The organism is Levilactobacillus lanxiensis (genome assembly GCF_016861655.1).
Lineage (GTDB): Bacteria > Bacillota > Bacilli > Lactobacillales > Lactobacillaceae > Levilactobacillus > Levilactobacillus lanxiensis.
This window is the reverse complement of sequence record NZ_BOLN01000003.1, coordinates 272604-292367: the sequence shown is the minus strand read 5'-3', so window position 1 is coordinate 292367 and position 19764 is coordinate 272604. Positions and strand designations below refer to the sequence as shown.

Sequence of the window (19764 nt, the reverse complement as noted above, 5' to 3'; positions counted from 1 at the left end):
CGTTCCCTCCAATGCTCGCTAATCTAAGTGGATGTCCAGCAAATCTAGGATGCGGTTCAGATCATCATTGGACAGGTATTCGATTTCAATGTGTCCTTGATGGTCCTTGTTCAGGGCCTCGTTGATGGAGACCTGGGTCCCGAACCGTTCTTGTAATTGGTTTTCGGTCGACCGGAGGAACGGGGACTTCTTCTTCGCGGGCTTCTTGGCTAATTTCTTAGCGGCGCCGTTCAGCTTGTTGACTTCGGCTTCGACCGCGCGAACGGTCATCCCCTCGGCCACGGCCTTCTTGGCCAATGCCACCAACTTGGTCTTGTCCTTTAAGGACAGCAGCGTCCGGGCCTGGCCCATCGACAGCTCGTTGTGTTGCAGCATATCTTTGACCGCCTTGGGCAGCCCCAGCAAACGCAGGTAGTTGGCGATGTATGGCCGACTCTTGCCCAGCCGTTCGGACACCTGGGCCTGCGTCAAGGTGAGCTTGGTCATCAGGGTATCGTAGGCTTCGGCTTCTTCCAGCGGCGTGAGGTCTTCGCGTTGGAGGTTTTCCAGCACGGCAATCTCCATCATCTGTTCCTCAGTAATGTCACGGATGATGCCCGGAATCGTGGTCTTACCCGCGAGTTTGGACGCCCGGAAGCGCCGTTCACCAGCTAAGATCTCGTAGCGTTCCAACGTCTTGTCCGGTTGCCGGACGATGATGGGTTGGAACACCCCGGTCTTTTCAATCGAAGCAGCCAGATCGTCCAGCCCCTTCTTATCAAATTTCTGCCGTGGCTGATACGGGTTGGGCCGGATGTCGGCTAGCGTCAGGTCAACAACGGTTTCTTCAGCGGTATCCACGCCATTTTCCGCAAACAGCGCGTCAATTCCCCGTCCTAAACTTTTCTCTTTCTTACTTGCCATGGGCAGCTAGCACTTCCTTTGCGAGTTCAGAGTAAACTTCCGCACCCTTAGACTTTGGCGCGTAATCAATGATTGGCATCCCGTGACTTGGTGCCTCCGCTAACTGCACGTTACGCGGAATAATTGTGGCATAAACCTTGTTTTGGAAATACTTTTTAACTTCTTCATTGACCTGTTTCCCCAGGTTGGTCCGGGCGTCATACAACGTCAGGAGCACGCCTTCGATCTTCAGGTCGCGGTTAAAGTGTTTTTGCACCAATTTGACGGTGTTCAACAGCTGGGTCAACCCTTCCAGCGCATAGTATTCACTCTGCACGGGAATCAGGATGGAATCAGCGGCCGTGAACGCGTTGATGGTCAACAGGCCTAGCGAAGGGGGACAGTCGATCAAAATGTAATCGTACTGGTCCCGAACTTCGTCGAGGGCGGCCTTCAGCCGGGTTTCTCTGGCCATCATCGGGGTCAACTCAATTTCGGCCCCAGAAAGCTGGATGGTCGCCGGAACGATGTCTAACCCGGGGTGTTCCGTGTGAATAATGGCGTCTTGAATCGGCGTCTCGTTGACCAGCACATCGTAAATTTCTTGTTCAATGGTGGCCTTCTGAACGCCGACCCCGCTGGTAGCGTTACCCTGGGCATCGGTGTCCACAAGTAAGACTTGCTTGCCATCGGTGGCCAAAGCGGCCCCTAAGTTCACGCCGGTCGTGGTTTTACCCACGCCACCCTTTTGATTGGCTAATGCAATGATGTAGCCCATATGTCGTTTCACCTCTAGCTTTCTTTGGGAATGTCAATAATAATGCGGTAACCGTCCGCGGTTTCTTCTTCTTTGGTGGTGAGCGTCATGCCCGCATCGCTGACCATCTTCACCGACTTGCGAATGGTGTTGACGGCCACGCGGGTATCGCCAGAAACGCCGTGTTTAGTGACTTTACGGCGGCGTTTCTTAGGATGCTGTTCCTTGGCGATGAGCGCTTCGGTCTCCTTGACGGTCAGCTTGTCAGCGATGACCGTCTGAAGCACGGCGACCTGCGCGGCTTCGTCTAAGGCCAATAAGGCCCGGCCATGCCGCTCGGAAATGTCGCGGTTCAAGATGGCCTCGCGCACAGGTTCGGCCAGCTTCAGGAGCCGCAGCTTGTTGGCCACGAATCCCTGACTCTTGCCGATGCCCTCAGCCAGTTGCGACTGGGTCATGTGGTTGAGTTCCATCAGTTTCTGGTAGGCGTGGGCCTCTTCCACGGCGGTCAATTCCTCCCGCTGGAGGTTTTCGATCAGGGCCATGGAAGCCGTTTCGTCATCATCCATTTTTTCTAAAATGGCTGGGACCGTGTCCCATTTCAGACTCGAAACGGCCCGAAAACGCCGTTCACCAGCGATGATCTCGTAGTGGTCGTCCTCGTATTCCCGTAAGACAATGGGTTGGAGGAGGCCATGTTCTTGAATCGTTTGGGCCAGTTCGGCGATTGCCGTTTGGTCAAACCGTTGCCGGGGTTGAAACCGGTTGGGAATGATCTGGGCGACTGGAATCATCACCACATTTTGTTTCACGGGATGGGCCGGATGCGTGGCCTTCTCCCGATTATTTCCAAATAATGAAAATGGCAATTATCTTACCCCCATCCCATTAATCTTCTAACGGCTCCCGGTTGGGCGTGCCAGCTTTACGCGGGTAGCGCTTGGGTGTGTGCTTGACCTTGTCCACGACCACGATGTGCCGGGGGTCGTTGGATTCTGGCAAATTGAACGCAAAATCTCCAGCCACCTGGCCACCTAACGTGGTAATCCCAGTCTGGCTAACGGCCAATTCGTTTTCGGTCTGAGCGGCTTTTAAGGCCACGAACTGCCCACCGACCTTGGTCAGGGGTAAACACAGTTCACTCAGGACAGACATGCGGGCCACGGCGCGGGCAGTGACCAGGTCAAAGCCCTCGCGGTATGGCGCCCGTTTGCCACCGAATTCCTCGGCCCGGGCGTGATGAAAGGCCACGCCGGTCAGGTTCAGCTTGGCGGCCAGATCATTTAAGAACGTGATTCGCTTGTTTAAGGAATCCACGATGGTCACCTGGAGCTGTGGAAAGACGATTTTCAGTGGCAGTGACGGGAACCCGGCCCCGGCGCCGACATCACAGAGCGTGAGCGGTTCGGTCCGGATTGCGGGCACGTAAAAAGCGGGGGTCAACGAGTCGTAAAAATGTTTCAAGTAGACTTCGGGCTCCGCAGTAATGGTCGTCAAATTGACGTGTTCGTTCGTCGCTACCAAGAACTGATAATAGTCAGCAAATTGTTGTTGCTGTGTTGCGTTTAATTCGATGCCTTGCGCCGACAGCGCGGCACGAAATTCTTCAGGATTCATGCAATATCTCCCTGCTCAGTTCTCTGTGAAACACAATTGTTTCACGTTTGATTATACTTTACCTTACTTACAGTCGAAACGCAACCGAACCGGTTGGGCTTCGCCATAGCGTCGTTACCTATTATACCGAAAATCCCCGCCACATGAAACGCCTATCGGTTACTTTTGGGTTTTGCTGGTCTGCCTCACTGGATAAGTCACTGACTGACACTGACCACCGATATCTCGCTGGCGAAACGTGGTCGCCTGCGGCCTCCAGGGATTCCGCCTGCTGTGGGGCACGGTTCCGGCCTGAGGAGCGGTCCTCCACCTCGCTTTGAAACCTCACTGCGGCCCGCGAGTTTCCAAAGTCGTCCCGTGCTGTAAGGCCGGCAGCCCACCGGCCCAACACCACCGACACAGCCGTCTCCATCCCCGGCTGCCTCCGGCTAAGGTTGATCACCAACGTTAAATTTCCTGGGACGCGTCAGTGGCTCGTCCGGTGAGGCTAGACGAGCGAAAACCTAAAGAACCGATTGGTGGTTTCATGTTAAGCGGTTTCTGTGATTGACGTTTACTGTTGAAAGGAATCGGAAACTACACCGGCTCGAGAAGTTTCTATAACCTCTACGTTTTAGCACGACTACTGACAAGCCAAATAATCATCCAACGATATTGGCGCTAGTCACGGGTTAAACCAGTGTCAGCCGCAGGGAACGACCAGCCCCGCGTTCAGACCCAGTTTTCTTCCAGCCTACGCATATCTTGCTCACTACTTGATAGGACAAAACAAAATACACCACCCAACGTTATCGGCGCTAGTCACGGGCTAAACCAGTGTTAGCCGCAGGACTGGGAAAACTGGGCCAGTCGCGGGAGTGACCAGAGGCGCGCCAAGGTGCCCGGCTGTGTCGATGGTCTTAGCTGAGCGATTTTCTCAGCTTAGAGCATGGGACAACCTTTGAGACCGCCTTTTGGCTCAAAGTTGAGGTGGAAGACCGCTCCTCAGTCTGGAACCGACCCCACAGCAGGGCGCCTTGAGCGCGCCGCCGGGAACGGACACGGCCAGGCCCAGTTTTCACCAGCCCGGAGGCGATGACAACGACTCGTTTAGCACGTGAAATAGCGCCACAAAACCGTTGGTGCTGGTTTTGTGGCGCTAGGTTGGTGGCTTAAATTAGTGGCAGGCCATTGCCCGCCCGGCGCGGATTAGTCAGCCGCGGCCGGTGCTTGGCGAAGCCCGTATTGGTGATGTCAATCGTGTCGATCACGGACTGGCCCAGGTAGAGCGGATGGTTGGTGATGCTGGCCATCCCCCGTTGAATCGTGATGACGTTGTAACTGGTGGCGTCGTGAACCTCGTGGTGGTGGGGATCCTGGCAATCGATGTAAGTCGAGGCCGAGGCTACCGTGGTAACCGGAATGGTCGTATCCACCAAATAGTTGGCCCCGAAATGTAGGTGGCCGGCGAAGATGCCACCGATGTTGTGGCCATGTAGGATGGCCAACAGCTCTCGATTATTTTGCAAGAGCGCGTACCGCATTCCCCGAAGCGCTGGCGCATCCAGTGGATGATGGAGAAACAAAAAGGCACGTCGGCGTGGCGCTAGATGGAGATTTTTATTGAGCCAATCCAATTGCTCACGGTCCAGCCACCCGGCCTCTTTGTTCGGCTCCCATTTGGAATCCAGAAAATAGAAATCCATATTCTGGTAAACCTGCTTGTAGGCATAGTACGGCTGATGCGGCTCACCCAAATACCCAAGGTTAAACGCCTCACGGTCGTCCTGATCACCCAAGATGACCTGAATGGGCGCCTGCAGTCGGTCGGACTGCGTAGCTAAGTAGTCGCGTAGCTTGGCATAATCGCGGCTTGTGCCGGCCGTCAGTAGGTCCCCACTAATAACGATGAGGTCCGGCTGTAGGTCGTGCGCGATGATGTCATCAAAGATACGTTGTAATTTGGCTGCCGGCGGGAGCTGTTGGTTGTACTGTGGCCCATTGGCCGCCGATAACTGTGGATCTGATAAGTGAACAATTGTGAATTTATTCATACCCCCGTGGCCCCCATCAAATAAGTCGCCATTACCGGGGCACCACCCGGCAACAGTCCCCGACTATTACTAAGTTAGGTCCAGCATACCGAAGCGATGTAAAGATTTGATGTTGTCCCCGTCAACATCTTGTAAAATTTTTGCCAACGCTGAGCAAAGTCCTCGCAATAAAAAATCCATCACGCCTCTCACGGTGATGGATTTTAATTTTACTTTTCTCACGGCCGTTTCGGCTTCTTCACGAAGAATAACATCGGTAACCAAGTGACGACCAGCAGCACGAGCGTGTCAAAATTCATGGCAGACATGTGATCATCCTCTTTCCCTTGATTTTCCTTTAGTCTACCAAGCTCGTGTAACGATTTCGTATGAATTACCCACCCATTCGTGTAAAGTTTTTCAAACAAAAAAGCCTGGGATTGCTCCCAAGCTTCTTTGCGTGCTGTATCTAATTTTTCGGTTGAATTAGTTCTTAATGGCGCGAACTTCTTCGAGGAACCACTTGTTGAAGGCTTCAGCGTCGATATCAACAGATACCTTGGCGTTGGTCTTGCCATCGTGGTAGGCCCCACGGATGTCACCGACCGTTTCACCAATGGCTGGGCCATCAGTTTGAACGTCGATCCACATGTCTTGGGTCTTGATGGCTTCTGGGTGAAGCAGGTAGAAGATGGTGTTGACATCGTGCATGGCGATTCCATTTTCATTGTTGTCACCATCATTGATGATGATGTCGTGCAACATCTTCCCAGTTTCGCTGATCTTTGGTAATTCTTCGATGCTTTCGTGAGTCAGCAAAGCCTTCATGGTGATGTCCAAACCAACCATGACGATTGGCACACCAGACTTGTAAACGATGGCGGCTGCGTCTGGGTCGGTGAAGACGTTAAATTCAGCGGCACTGGTCATGTTCCCTTTGCCCAGAGCACCACCCATGGCAACGATGCGGTCGATGTGGCTCTTAACTTCTGGGTATTCGGAGAAGAGCAAGGCAATGTTCGTGTATGAACCGGTTGGCACCAAAGTAATTGGGTCAGCGCTGGCCATAATTTCGTCATGCAAAGCTTCAACGGCCGTCTTGTTAATTGGCTTAGGTAAGTCGGTTGGGAATTCGTAACCAGGCATCCCTGAGGCGCCGTGAATCCGGGCAGCGTCTTCGAAGTCCTTGAACAATGGTTGTTCAGCACCGGCTGCGACTGGAATGTTTTGGTTGAAGAACCGAACGATCTTCAAGGCGTTGATGGTGGTCTTGTCAACCGTGACGTTACCAGCAACGGTCGTGATTAATTTCAAATCGATCTTTGGGTCGTTGATCGCCATGGTTAAGGCAGCAGCATCGTCAATCCCGGGGTCAGTATCCATAAGAACTTTAATAGTCATAATAAAATTTCCTCCCAATGAAAAGTTATGTTTTTTGTAAAGCGGAACCGCTTACGTTTAAACCTAGCGAAAAGTTCGCGCTAGAGCATGGCACTGAAGACCAAGTCGAGCAGGAACAAAACGCCTAACAAGTAAACTGGCCAGGTCAGGTCTTTACCCTTCCCTAAAGCCACTTTCATAACGGGGTAGCACACGAAACCGAATGCCAACCCGGTGGAAATACTATTGGTAAATGGAATCAGCACAATAATTAAAAAGGCTGGGAACCATTCGGAGAAGTCGGCCATCTTGATATTGCCGATGGCAGCCATCATCAAGGCCCCGGTGATAATAATCACGGGCGCAATGGCTGCGGACGGCACGTAGGCCAACAGTGGCACGAAGATGAGTGATAAGGCGAACAGGACTGCGGCGGTCAACGCCATGATCCCGGTCCGGCCCCCACTTTCAATCCCAGAAGCACTTTCGGCAGCGGCAACGGTGGGACTCGTTCCCAGAAAACTGGAAATGAACGTCGTTACGGAACTACCCTCAAAAGTCTTCTTAAACTTCTTCTGATTTGGCAGCAGGCCCTGTAGCAGCCCCATGGATTCGAAGACCAAAATCATGGTCATCGAGAAGGCTGCCAGAATAAATGGCGTGCTGAAAATGTGGGAGAAGTCGTTTTGGAAGACAATCTTGTGGTACTGGCCCAACCGTGCTAAATCAACGGTTGGCGTGTCACTATCCTTCACGCCCAGGAAGAACGCCAACAGGCTCGTGGCGATGATGGCAATGAAGAAATTCCCTTTGATCTTGCGAATGTACAGAATCAAACTGAGAACCAGTCCAAACAGCGCCAGCAGTGGCGTCGGTTGGGTCAGGTCGCCCAGGACGATCAGGGAAGACTTACCGGCAACGATCAGGCCCGCTTTTTCCAGGCCAATTTCGACCAGGAAGAGCCCAATCCCCGCGGTAATCCCACTCTTCAGTGACTCCGGAATCGCTTCCGAGAGAATCGTGGACACCTTAGTGAAGGCAATCAACATATAAATGAAACTGGCGACTGCCGCAATCCCTAAGGCTTCACGCCAACTCAGCCCCATGTTCACGACAATGGTGTACGTGAAGAAGGCGTTGACCCCCATCCCTGGCGTCAAGATGACTGGTGCATTAGACCAGAAGGCCATGATCAGACAGCCGATGACGGACGAGAAGATGGTGGCGAACACGCTGAGGTCAGTGGGAATCCCCGCATCCTTTAAAATCAACGGGTTCACAATGATGATGTACGAGATGGCAAAGAAACCAGTCACTCCGGCAATCAGTTCGTTGCGGACGATATCCTTATGCCGCAGGGCTTCTCTTAGCGTCATGTGATTGGCTAAGTCTACCTGCGATTGTTGCTTATCCATAAAAATCCCTATCTTTCGGTACGCCAGCGACCGGCGCACAGACTTCACGGGCTTTGCAACCGAATGCTTTCACCCATCCGGCTGGGTTTCACTCCCCTCTTCAGGAAGGTCGGCACCCGTACGGACTGACCGGGTCACCCCGTCAGCCGCAATGGCTTTCTTTCGCCATAGTGACACAGATAGCCCAGGAACGAAGGGCCCCTGGGCTATCAAGTCAACCCCAAGTAAAATGAGGTTTTATTTTTTTACCAAACGAAGAGACCTACAATTCCGGCTGATAGCAAGGAAACCAGGATCCCGGAAAGTAACATGTAACCAACGTTCTTAGAAATAAGTTCGTTGTTTTCACGGTCAACGATCCCCTTGAAACAACCGATAATCATCCCAGTAGTTGAGAAGTTAGCGAATGAAGTCAAGAAGACAGTCAAGATGGCCCGGTAGTGATTAGAGAAAGCACCCGTGTTGATGGTTGAAGAAATCTTACCCATAACAACGAATTCGTTCGTTACTAACTTAGTCCCCATGTATTGGGCAAAGCCGAAGGCATCGTGCACGTTCAGACCCATTAACCAAGCAAATGGGAACATGATGATTCCTAAGATGTGTTCCAATGACAGCCATGGGTTGAATAAACCAAGCAGACGGTCAATCAAAGCAGCTAAGGCAACGAAAGCGATAACGTTAGCAGCGATGATTAAGATCAGACGGCCGGCACCAAGGATAGAGTCACCCAAGAATGAGAAGAATGGTTCCTTCTTGCCGTCGTCTTCAACTTCACCGTCTTCAGCTGCAGCAGAGTTAGAACCACCGATACGAGCAATGGTGTCTTCTTCTGGGGCAACTTCAACAGGGTTCAACATGTTGGTCACGATGATGGCGTTCAAGATGTTAATTGGAACGGCCGTCAAAACAAATTGACCAGGAACCATTTGGGTATATGCACCCAGAATGGAGGCAGTGATACATGACATGGACATCATGGCAAGGGTCAAGTTACGTTCCTTACGCATGCTCTTTAATTGTAATTGTGAAACGGCTAAGGCTTCAGTGTTCCCTAAGAACATCATTTCAACAGAGAAGAATGATTCAAACTTAGGTTGACCAGTAATGAAGGAAAGGCCACGACCAACCCACTTGATGATCCAAGGAAGAATCCCGATGTAAGTCAAGATATCAAACATTGGAACAACTAATAAGATTGGCAGCAATGAACTGGTGATGAAGTTCATTGACTTGGCAGTCCCACCGAACTGTGGTGTAACCCAGTTAGGTAAGGCGAAGACGATCCCTTGGTAAGCCACTTGGACTAACCAGTTGAAACCATCGGCGGCACCCTTAACGATGTCTTGCCCGAGTGAGAAACTAGTGAAGAACCAAGCCAAAACTAAGTTAAGAACTAAGACAATGGCCGTTGACTTCCAGTTGATTTTTTTCTTGTTCTTGGAGAACAAGAAAGCGATTGCGAGGTAAACAATTACCCCTAAAATATTGACTGCGACTAGCATTGGTCAAAATACCTCTTTCCGATATTATTCTTTGATGCATGGCACGATTGCCACACAAAAGTTGACGCGATGTGTTGCTGCAGAAATTATGTAAAGCATAACTTCTGTTACGAACGAACGATAACCAGTTCATAACAGTTGGATTTCAGTAAACCATCAGTTAAATGGTGAAATTAAACGGTGAATAATATCTGAATACTTTCTGATGACTTACTGACCTTTGCAACCCAACGTTGCGTTCCGGCTTTGGTACCTTCTCACCCCCCTTCAAGGTCCGTTCGACAAAATTAATTTTTATTGCGTAATCTCATTTAAAAAGCTATGTCTGGCTGCATGACCAGCCAGGCCGAAATTCTCTAAGACAGTGGCACCCACATCAGCGAGCGTCCGGCGAATTCCCAGTGCGTGAACACTCGGCCGCGATGGCGAGTACGCTATTAATGGTAAATACTCGCGGGTCGGGGTCGTTTCACTAGCCGGGTCATCGGCGTGAGTCGCCGTGATGAGTAACAGGTCGTTGGCGTTCAAGTCGTGTTGAACTTGGGCCAAGTAATTGTCAGCACTCATCAGGGCACTCGCAAATGCTTCAGCGTCTCGATGCTCCCCAGCGAACCGGAAGTCTGGCAACATGACGTAGGTCAGTCCAGACGCATTCTGGTTCAATTGATCGTAGAGAATCCGAAACGCATCTTGGTTACTGCCAAGTTGAAAGCGTTGTGCGGCGCTCTGCGTCTGCAGGTAGCTGAGAAACGGTCCCGCCAGCGTTACAGCGTAGCCCGCTGCGGGTAAGGTGGCAAATACCGTTTCCGTGCGGTTGGTTCCCGGATAATCCCACATCTCACGGAGACCCGTTGCCCGGCGGTTGCCTTGGGCCTGCACATGCAGGCGACCAAAGAAGCCAGCCGGATGATCAACCGGTTCGACCCCCGGTAGTGGGTGGTCAACCCGAATATTACCGAGCCCTAACCGTTGTAATGTTGGAAGATTTAGTTTATCCGTGCAACTAACCGCCACATGACCCAACGTGTCAGCGCCCACCGATTGAAAGCGGTTAGCATCTGGGGCTTCCCCCAAACCTAATCCAGCAAAATCAATCACAAAGATGCGATGAAAGGCCACTATTTCTCACTCCTTAGGTCAGTCTTTGGTAAGACTTTCTACCAAAAACTTTTTCGGTCTAGTAACAATATACCTTTTCTTAAGCGCCCTGTAAATGGTCGATTGCAGAAAAGTTCATATCACCAATTTCCGAACATTACTACCCTGAATCAGTTGCGGGAACCGGTCCGTCCGGAGGCTAACCGAACGACCCATAGTTTTTGCTAAAAGGATTTACCTTTAACATTTTCCCTAGTTTTCAAAGAGCAAAAGGAAGCGCGACCGCTTACCAACACGGTAAGATGAGGCCGTTTACATTAATTAATACCGCTATAACTAAAACTGTAAAGTCTGAGGTACCCGAACGTACCCTTCCTGAGAACATAAAAAACGGGCTTCAAGTTTAGTGTTAGGAAATCACTTGAAGTCCGCTAACTCTCGGAAAGGAGGTTGTGATTACTACTAAATTCCCGTTTCGTAATCATTGTAATTCTTAATCGCCTCATAACTAGAATGTTTCGCCGAGCGGCCGCAGCCAACAAATCGTTTTAATTAGTTTCTGGCTGCCGTTTCAGCTTGTTACCAGTGGAACTTAATTCCTTCATTACTGACACAAGACACGCTACTAACGATTCTACTTAAAATCCTCGCATGATCCTTGCAACCGTAACATCCGAGCTCTAGCTACTACCTGGAACTGTTTACTAGTCTTTAAACATTTGACGCTTACTTACAAGCACTAAGTCTAAAATCTATTCAGTTTTGATGGTACCTGATTCTGTGGAGCCGAATCTGTGAAACCATTGCCTGGAACTGCTAGAGTTCGTTAGAAGGTTTATCGGAGTTGTCTCTATCTTTCAGTATCTCGGAGCTACTTTAAAACCTGACTCACGTTGAAGCGGAAATCGGTTTTAAAACATTGATGCAATTTGATGCTGTGGAACGTCACAACTCTTAATTCCTTTCCGCACCATAATAGTATCATAGGCTGTAAGCGTTTGCAACAGAAACACCCAAACTTCTTGTATTTTTTTGAACAAGTGGGTTAGGTACGGCGGTTGTGACAGTGCCATCGCCTCCGGGATGGTGAAAATGGGCCTGGTCGCGTTCGTTCCCGGCGACGAGCTCAAGGTGCCCTGCTGTGGGGTCGGTTCCAGCCTGAGAAGCGGGCTTCCACCTCAACTTTGAGCCTGAGAAGCGGTCTCAAAGGTTGTCCCATGTTCTAAGCTGAGAAAATCACTCAGCTAAGAACATCGACACAGCCGGGCACCTTGGCTCGTCTCTGGTCACTACCACGACTGGCCCATTTTCACCATCCCTGCGGCTAACACTGGCGTAACCCCACGCACCAATCCACTTTTCTGGTTTTGGTTTTTACTGTGAGCTCCCCGTCGATACTGGTTTGGAGATGGCGGTCGAGTTAATTGGGCGTCTGTGCTTACTGCACTCGCTTCCCGTCTAAGATCCATGTCAAAGGCAAGTTCAATGAAGCTGGTAACCGCCGACGGTATTTTTTCTCTCCTCCTGTCGCCAGAGCGCCGGCCACCAGGTGTGGAACCCCTGTGGCCATCACCTAGCGTGTGAAACGATGGCCCGTGTCAGTGACCAGAGGTGGATCAAGCTGGGCAGCTGTGTCGATGGTCTTAACTGAGTGCTTTTCTCAGTTTAGAGCATGGGCCGACCTGGGAGACTGGCGGGTTTCCAGGCTTTCAGGCGAGGCGGAAGACCGCTTCTCAGGCTGGAGCCGGGCCCCACAGCAGGTCAGCTTGAAGCCACCGCCGGGAACGGCCCGTCCACCACCGTTTTCGCTCACCAAACCAGTTTCCCACAGGCAGGGAGCACCTGGTGGCCGCAGTGGCACCCACACAATTTTGAGCGCAAAAAAATACCGTTGGCGCTTAACCAACGGTATTCCGCAACGTATGAATCAATTCCCGGCAAATCCATGGGTTCTTGTTTGGAGGAAAAGTTTCACAGAATGAGCTTAGTAAATTGATTCCAATCTAAATAAATGAACCGCAAGTCGTGCGGAGACATTCTCAACGCACACCATAGTTATACCGCGAAACCGTGACCATTGCACACTTTTTGAATCGCAAATTTTGCGGTTACTGGACTAAATACTAACGCTTGGGCATTTATAGTAGAAAACTTTTTTAATACCAGGCTGGCTTGTCGCCGTCCGTGTTGGGCTTGTTGACACCGAGTGACTCGTGGATGGCTTGGCTCGGGTCGGCGACCAACTTGGCAACCAGTGCCGCGATACTCTTGCGAGAAACTTCGGTGCCCTTGAAGGCCTCACCCTTCTGTGTGGTCTCGTAGGCCACTTCGTCGTTGTTGGAGAGCCAAGCTGGCCGAATGATCGTGTAGTCCAGGTCGGAGTCCTCGATGGTCTTGGCTGCGGCGCCGTAGGTTTCCAAGTAGCCGCCGTCCAGCATCTGGTGATTCCATTTGCCAAAGTTCCCAGGGACCTCATCGTAAATGCCCAGCGTGGAAATCCAGATCAGGCGCTTCAGACCACTGGCGTCCATTGCGGCCACGACAGCCTTGGCTTCAGCCTCAATGCTACCGGCCAAGTTGGCGTACACGATATCAGCGTCGGCCATGACTGCCTTCAGGTCAGCTTCGCTCGCCGCGTCACCCTCAACGACCTTAACGCGGTCACTGGCTGCGTTGGCTAACCGCTTGCTGTTACGCAAGAACAACGTTAAGTGGTTGTCTGGATTTGCCAGCAATTGGGCCGTCGCTAATTTTGCAATCTTACCGTTCGCACCTAAAACTAATACATTCGTCATATGAATACCCCTTTTCGTTTTTGTCTACGATTATACTGTAATACTCATAGTTACATTTAGCAAGTCAAAGGGTTCACGGCAAATAAAAAAGCCCCACAGTCCAACGACTGCGAAGCTCGAAAATTAAATCAACATTAACGTAACGCCTTCGACTGGCGTCAAACTGTCGCCGAGATCGCCAAAGACTAATTCTTTTTTGAAGACGGGTTGACTCAATTCGGTTAGGTTAGTTTTTTGAATGGTCAGATGATAACGGCCATGCCGATCACGCTTTAATTCATAGTTCACGAATTCTTGTTCAGGGGCGTAGTCAGCGAAACGGACGGCATAAGTGCCGAGTTGGTGCGAAACGACCAACCGAATTCCGTTTTCATCTCTAAAGATATGCAAAATTTGTTCACTCCTATATTGATTAGATGCCGCACGATGTGGAAAAGAAAAAGGAAAAGCCGCCACCACGGCTCCTCCTCGATATCGTCATTCGCTCAATCAAAGATTTTTAGAACCGCCGCGACTATTTCGACAATCACGGCTAAAAAACCAATGATTAACCTCCATGCGCACAGTGATGTTAGCCTGGCCAAACCACGTCCAGTTTGGTATCACCAGATAATTCCTCTATGTACTTTGATTGTACCATACTTGCCTGTAAAAGATTAGCTTCCCCGGATGCCAAGTAATTATCAATTATCCCAATTAAAATCCTAATAATTAACAAAAAGACCAGTCAATTCACCCCAGCCCCTTGCCAGCCATGGGTTAGAAATGTTTCAATAATTAATAATAGCTGGTTTAGGGCAACTGACGGCAATTATTAATTAGTCGCTTAATACTAAGCCAGCCAAAATTACGCAAGGTTAATCAATACCCAACAAATAAACACCAACTCAACACAACATAACGAAGATAAGCAAACAGCTCATGACAGTTGGTTAGCGGGTTAAACGTGTGTCAGCCGCAGGGGCGGTGAAGGCATGGTGGATGTTAGTGACCAGAGGTGGGCCAAGTTGGCCAGCTGTGTCGGTGGTCTTGGCTGAGGTTTTCCACTCAGCCTAGCCCACGGGACGACCTTTGAGACCGCTCTTTGGCTCAAAGTCGAGGTGGAAGCCCGCTTCTCAGGCTGAAACCGACCCCATAGCAGGTCGACTTGAGCCCACCGCCGGGAACGGACAGTCAGCGGGCATTTTCACCGACCCGGAGGCGCTGGAGACACCTGTTTAGCCCAGCCAAACGTGCGGGCTTGAAGAGCAATGGAGGATGAATCATGGCAAACACGAAAAACAGTCAAGCAGCAAAGATTCGGCAACAAATTATCACCTGGCTTCAAGATGACCAACAGACGCAGGTCGTCTCCGAAGCGAAGTTCCCCGGTATCCGCGGCATTCGGGCCGTGAACCTGCGGCAAATGCTGGGTGACCTGGGGTACAAGGCGTCCGTCGTCATGGGGGCCGTCTCCGCTGCGCCTTCGACCGACCCGCGGATCAAGAAGGCTGCGGTCAAGCCGCGCGAAGTTTATTACTACTTCGATGTGAACACGCCGGCACCCGCCAAGGTCCAAGCGGCCGCGGCCAGCGCTGCCACGAGTGGGGCTGGTGTCGCCTCTTCCGCCGCCTCGGTAACGGCCCCATTGGCGCTCTCCGCCGTTAAGGGCCTTGCCGGCACCCCAGCCTTCGCGCAGGTCGTCAACACCAACCAGCACCTCAGCCAGGCCATTGACGACCTCCTGACCGCTGCCCAGTCCCAACGCCCCCTGACCGACCTTGAATTAAGCTTCCTGACGGACTTTGCCGCCCAGGTCGCCAAACAGAGCGAACTGTTACAAAACTTTGCCATCCAATCCAAAATCGACCAACTTCGGCGGGGCTAATTTCACAAGCCCATTATTCGCCTGTTTATACTGTCACTTAACGAATTACCCCATAAAAGACTGAATTCGCAAATATTTTAACAGATTTCGACCATTTCGTCGGAAAGTTCTTGACTTTTAGTCATTCAACCATTACTCTGTTATAAATTACTTTTATGGGGGACGAACGCCAATGGCACTACACGAAAATAATCGGGTGTTTTGTGAAAAGACGGAGCTCTTCTCCGATCCTTTCTACGGCACCATCACGAAAATGTACGAACACTCTGCAATCGTAAAGGTTGAACCCGACCAACTCTCCAAGAAGGAAACGGATAAGATTGATTCCTTCGGCGACCTGGTGGTTATCCGCCACTCTGAGTTGCAATTGGTCGACGCTGAGGGTAAGGCTATCGCTGAACCTGAAGAAGAACTGGAAGCAGCTGAATAACATTAGTTAAGGGCCTGGGCTATTTGCCGGGCCTTTTTTGTTGCCCCGTTTGCTAAGACCCAAACAAAAGGAGTGGCGACCAACTGGCCCCCACTCCTTGCCAAGACTCACTTTAAAATCTCTGTCAGTTGTTTCATCAAGACTGGTAACTCCGCTGACAGCGTTTCATTTACGTGTTCCTCAATCTTACGACCACGAGCCGTTACCTGGAAAACGTGGTAGCGCCGGTCCGTTGGTAGCGTCTCATCCTGAATATATCCCCCGTTTAACAGGCGGCTAATTTGAATGGAAACCATTGATTGGCCAACGTTCAAGCGCCGAGACAACTCGCTGGTGCTAATTTTTTCCGCAACCAGTTCGTGTAGGATCCGGTATTGTTCAAACGTCAGGGCATCTCCGCTACTTGGACGTTTGATGAATGGCCGTAAAAGTGAATTCAACTGGTGGATTCGCTGGACATCGCCAGCAAGCTTTTGCGTGTCGATCATGATTCTCTTCCTCCTCATGACCCCCGACGGCCTTATGCCGATAATTTTACTTCCGCCGGTAAGTCTAAACATAGTCCGCATTCAAAATAATTCGTTAGTGGGCAAAAAGGTTGACCCCTAACGCATCACTCTTAATATACTAGCATAAATGACCGACTATATTATAAACAAATCACATCTCAGCCGAAATTTGTTATAAATTCACTCATATTAAGTTGTCACTTACCCCTCTCACTCCCCGTCACTCTAGGAATCAGCTCCGCTCATTGATGAGATCGTAAGAACGCCCTTCGCCCTGGTACAAACCGCGCAATGCCTTCTCCAAAAGTTTGGGGTCGGGGTCGAGCCCCGCTTTGCTAAAAATCTCACCAATCAACCGACAATCCCGTTTCTCTTGAAACTGCCTTGCCACGTCCATCACGGCGCGAAATTCTCCCGCCATTGGCACCGTTCCGTGTCGTTGCACAACTTCTTGTTGAATTCGCTGCTGAAGCAACAAAACTTGTCGCGCTTCATCAATTTTCTTGCGAAGTCGTGGTGCCGTGTCGTGGGCAATCAGTGCCAGCCCATTGCTGAGCAAGACCCGCACCTGTCGTTCCTGCATGGTCCCGTTGATGTGCGTTTCAAACTGACACCCCAACCAACTGGTATAGCCTGATCCAGATGGTCGGTCCGTTGAAACGAGGACGATGGGCCCCAGGACAAAGGGAACCGGACTACTCAACTGTAGAAATTCCACCATGGTGTTCATGTCGAACCAGGTCAGCACCTGCGTCGCCGTGAGCATATCCATGACCGCCTTCGACGAATAGGTCGTTCGGAAAAAGCCCTCATCGTTGCTCCAGATGACGGTGCCGCCAGCCTGGCTACCTTGAAAGTTCTTGATGTAGATCACCGCCGACCAATCAAGGTCCAGTTGTTCGGTGGGGACTTGCCGGATCACGTCCTCAGGCCGCAACTCATCAAAGTTGACGACGCCCTGGGCATTGATCTGATTACGATACACACTTGATAAGCCATTCAAACAGGCTTTATTCAAGATGTCGCATCCCCTCCGAAAACTACGTGGGTAATCGATTAAACATCTCTCCGTTACCCGGCTATAGATTCTCACAAAACACGAATAATAGCAAGAAAGACGCTTCATTTTTAAAAGATAAAATCATCAAATAATTCGTTATAAATTGTAGTATCAATGGTGTTTAGGGGAAATGGTTGCCGGTAGTGTTGACGAACTATAAATATTTTAATATCATATTCATTCGGATATTCTCATTAAAATTTCACAAGGATGCCAGAAACGGCTGGTATAATGCGGATATAATTAGTGAGGAGGAGTTCGATGACAATGAGACAGCAAAGTTTGGGCACGGTTTTGACCAGCGCCCGGGAAATTTTGATGAACGGTGCGACCCCCGCAGAAGTCTTGCGCGACGTGGATGTACCGGCTTGGTACCTAGCAGAGTTAGAACACGACCATATCACGCGGCCAAATGAAGATTTGCTGACGTTGATTTGTCAAGCTTACGAACTAGCGCCTGCCGACGTGGCTGACCTGCGCCAGTCGCCCCAACTCACCACCGATTTGACTGAATTGGCGAGACAACGTGACCAGGCAACGGCCACCTTTCTCCGCCAGCAACGACTAGACTGGCCAGACAGCGCGTGGGCTGCCAACCAACCGGGTAGTCTGAACCAGACCGATCCCGCGGCCAACCATAACTACGCCGACATTTTACGTTGCCTGCGGATCCAGATCGACCACGATCCGGTCATGGCCGCCAGCGTGTACTACCGGCTGTCGCCCATGGCCTATTGGCAAATGGAGGCCGCCCAGCTCGCCATCACGGATGAGGTCGAACGCCTGCTGTGCTACCGGCTGGAGGTTGAGGACTTGAGTCGGTTCTTTTACGTGGACGACCTGTTTAGTGCACTGTGCGGGCAACTGGACATTTGTAAGTACTCGTTGGAACCGGTGAAGATGCCTGGGAATTATTAATTTTATGTATTAGAAAAGCATCGCCCTGGCGGACGATGCTTTTTTGTGTTGCTTGGTTAAAAATTACTTAGATGGGGTGAAAGTGCTAGTTGAGTTAGACACAGTCCCTGGCGTAATTTCGTAGAATGCGTTAACACTTGAACCAAAAGTACCACTTTGAACACTCTTCAGAGTGAATTGGTAAGCGTTTTGAGTCCCAGTAGCTTGGTTACCAGCGTTAGTGGCAACGACAAACTTGTCAGCACCAGCAGAAGTCAAGTGTGCTTGGATGTCAGCAGAACTGGCAACTACACCCTTAGGTTGGTTGAAGAACGTATCAGCAGCAAGCTTCGTTTGAACATCAGCTGGGAAAGTAATATTGCCAGTGAAGTTCGTGTCGTTGTTGTAAGCGACTGGGTTAACCGTCAATGCAGCTGCAGGGTTAGCGACAACGTAAACAGATACTGAAGAGTTCTTAGCAAAGGTTGCATCACTGCTGCCCAGAACACCTTGAGTGGCTAATGAGTAGCCGGCAGGCAAGACGCCAGCAACGCCAGCTTGCTTTTGAGCTTCAGTATTAGTGATAGTTGCAGCACCAGCTGGGAATTCATAGATAGCTGAGGAAACCTTGGCACCAGTAGCTTTGTTGATGTAGTTGAAGGTAATCCCATTTTCAGCCTTAGCAGCGTCACTCTTACCAGCGGTAACGGCACCAGCAAAGATCCAACCATTGATAGCTGGGTTCTTAGCATCGGTAACGTAGTAGTAAGTTGAGCCTTCACGCGTCTTAGTAACGGCGTCGGTAACAGTCAAAGGATCACTGGCGTAAGCCGTGGTGTCCTTGATTTGCTTAGAAGCCTTGTATTGGGTGTACTTAGGTGCATCCCACGTAACGTTGGTCTTGCCTGGCTTAGTGAAGTAGACAGTCGTGTTAGCTGGCATCGTAGCCTTAGTGGTCGTGTTAGCAGAAGCAATCCCACCAGCAAAAGTGCCGGCAGTCTTACCACCGTAGATGTAACCACGGTACTTCCCGTCCATGGAAACGATCTTGTAGTAAACGGAGCCCTTGTTAGTGGTCTTTTGGTAGTAAGCACGGAAGTAGGCTGCAGACTTCTTAGAAGCAGCTAAACTCTTCATCGTGTTCTTAGAAGCAACTACCTTGGCACCCTTAACAGTCCCTGGCTTGGAGTAAAGGGCGTTAGTCCCAGTTACTTCAACGTTACGAGTGTCAGCAGCGGTCTTCAAGGTTTGGCTTGAAGTAACCTTGGCCTTGCTAGCAGCGTTGGCAGTAGTTGAGACCGTAGCAACGGCACCAAAACTCAACGCAGCTAAACCAATGTAAAGCGATTTTGCTAAACTTGATTGCATATTGTAATTTCTCCTCTGAAATATAAGTTTATTTGTTAACGGAATACAGTATACCAAAAATCTTCACAAATTACGCATATTTAGACATTTTTAAACTACCTTAAGACGGTTGGAAATGCTTAAAAAGCCGCTAACCACGGACTTTCTTGTGGGTAGCGGCTTTTATTGTAGA

17 protein-coding genes are annotated in these 19764 nt (G+C 50.4%); 3 read left to right on the top strand and 14 right to left on the bottom strand.

The window, feature by feature from the left end; all coding sequences use genetic code 11:
- Nucleotides 1-18: 18 nt before the first annotated feature.
- The 11 genes from JUF22_RS05375 to JUF22_RS05325 form a co-directional block, all read right to left on the bottom strand.
- Nucleotides 19-903, bottom strand: coding sequence for a ParB/RepB/Spo0J family partition protein (locus JUF22_RS05375; protein WP_203644260.1), 885 nt, complete (start codon nt 901-903; stop codon nt 19-21).
- Nucleotides 893-1660, bottom strand: a complete 768-nt coding sequence (locus JUF22_RS05370; RefSeq protein ID WP_203639334.1) for a ParA family protein — start codon at nt 1658-1660, stop codon at nt 893-895. Before JUF22_RS05370 ends, JUF22_RS05375 begins: the two co-directional genes overlap by 11 nt.
- A gap of 14 nt (nt 1661-1674) precedes the next feature.
- Nucleotides 1675-2508 carry a nucleoid occlusion protein gene (noc, locus tag JUF22_RS05365; protein ID WP_236000721.1) on the bottom strand — a complete coding sequence of 278 codons (834 nt, stop codon included), beginning with the start codon at nt 2506-2508 and terminating at the stop codon, nt 1675-1677.
- 19 nt (nt 2509-2527) lie between these two features.
- Nucleotides 2528-3256 (bottom strand): 16S rRNA (guanine(527)-N(7))-methyltransferase RsmG, encoded by a 729-nt coding sequence (gene rsmG / locus JUF22_RS05360; protein ID WP_203644258.1) that lies wholly within the window; start codon nt 3254-3256, stop codon nt 2528-2530.
- A gap of 1151 nt (nt 3257-4407) precedes the next feature.
- Complete coding sequence (locus JUF22_RS05355; protein WP_203644256.1) at nt 4408-5289, bottom strand: metallophosphoesterase family protein; 882 nt, start codon at nt 5287-5289, stop codon at nt 4408-4410.
- Nucleotides 5290-5754: 465 nt separating this feature from the next.
- On the bottom strand, nt 5755-6669 hold the full coding sequence (gene rihC / locus JUF22_RS05350; RefSeq protein WP_203644254.1) for a ribonucleoside hydrolase RihC: 915 nt from the start codon (nt 6667-6669) through the stop codon (nt 5755-5757).
- Nucleotides 6670-6749: 80 nt separating this feature from the next.
- Nucleotides 6750-8063 (bottom strand): NCS2 family permease, encoded by a 1314-nt coding sequence (locus JUF22_RS05345; RefSeq protein ID WP_203644253.1) that lies wholly within the window; start codon nt 8061-8063, stop codon nt 6750-6752.
- 245 nt (nt 8064-8308) lie between these two features.
- The gene (locus tag JUF22_RS05340) at nt 8309-9568 is read right to left on the bottom strand and encodes a NupC/NupG family nucleoside CNT transporter (protein ID WP_125766241.1); all 1260 of its coding nucleotides are present in this window, start codon (nt 9566-9568) and stop codon (nt 8309-8311) included.
- A gap of 294 nt (nt 9569-9862) precedes the next feature.
- Entirely contained in the window at nt 9863-10687 is an 825-nt protein-coding gene (locus JUF22_RS05335) for an alkaline phosphatase family protein (RefSeq protein WP_203644251.1), read from the bottom strand.
- A 2135-nt stretch (nt 10688-12822) separates the two neighbouring features.
- Nucleotides 12823-13461, bottom strand: coding sequence for an SDR family oxidoreductase (locus tag JUF22_RS05330; RefSeq protein ID WP_203644249.1), 639 nt, complete (start codon nt 13459-13461; stop codon nt 12823-12825).
- A gap of 123 nt (nt 13462-13584) precedes the next feature.
- Nucleotides 13585-13851, bottom strand: coding sequence for a hypothetical protein (locus JUF22_RS05325; RefSeq protein ID WP_203639342.1), 267 nt, complete (start codon nt 13849-13851; stop codon nt 13585-13587).
- Nucleotides 13852-14725: 874 nt separating this feature from the next.
- Between JUF22_RS05325 and JUF22_RS05320 the strand changes: the two genes are divergently transcribed.
- Together JUF22_RS05320 and JUF22_RS05315 are read left to right on the top strand one after the other, a co-directional pair.
- Complete coding sequence (locus tag JUF22_RS05320) at nt 14726-15328, top strand: hypothetical protein (RefSeq protein WP_203644247.1); 603 nt, start codon at nt 14726-14728, stop codon at nt 15326-15328.
- 172 nt (nt 15329-15500) lie between these two features.
- A complete protein-coding gene (locus JUF22_RS05315) occupies nt 15501-15758 on the top strand; it encodes a hypothetical protein (protein ID WP_203644245.1) in 258 nt (85 codons plus the stop codon).
- Nucleotides 15759-15865: 107 nt separating this feature from the next.
- Here JUF22_RS05315 and JUF22_RS05310 read toward each other — a convergent pair whose 3' ends face one another.
- Both JUF22_RS05310 and JUF22_RS05305 read right to left on the bottom strand, forming a co-directional pair.
- On the bottom strand, nt 15866-16246 hold the full coding sequence (locus JUF22_RS05310) for a MarR family winged helix-turn-helix transcriptional regulator (protein ID WP_203644244.1): 381 nt from the start codon (nt 16244-16246) through the stop codon (nt 15866-15868).
- Nucleotides 16247-16499: 253 nt separating this feature from the next.
- The gene (locus tag JUF22_RS05305; protein WP_203644242.1) at nt 16500-17285 is read right to left on the bottom strand and encodes a hypothetical protein; all 786 of its coding nucleotides are present in this window, start codon (nt 17283-17285) and stop codon (nt 16500-16502) included.
- A 303-nt stretch (nt 17286-17588) separates the two neighbouring features.
- Between JUF22_RS05305 and JUF22_RS05300 the strand changes: the two genes are divergently transcribed.
- Nucleotides 17589-18245 (top strand): hypothetical protein, encoded by a 657-nt coding sequence (locus tag JUF22_RS05300; RefSeq protein ID WP_203644240.1) that lies wholly within the window; start codon nt 17589-17591, stop codon nt 18243-18245.
- A 63-nt stretch (nt 18246-18308) separates the two neighbouring features.
- Here JUF22_RS05300 and JUF22_RS05295 read toward each other — a convergent pair whose 3' ends face one another.
- The gene (locus tag JUF22_RS05295; RefSeq protein WP_203644238.1) at nt 18309-19592 is read right to left on the bottom strand and encodes a hypothetical protein; all 1284 of its coding nucleotides are present in this window, start codon (nt 19590-19592) and stop codon (nt 18309-18311) included.
- Nucleotides 19593-19764 lie beyond the last annotated feature (172 nt).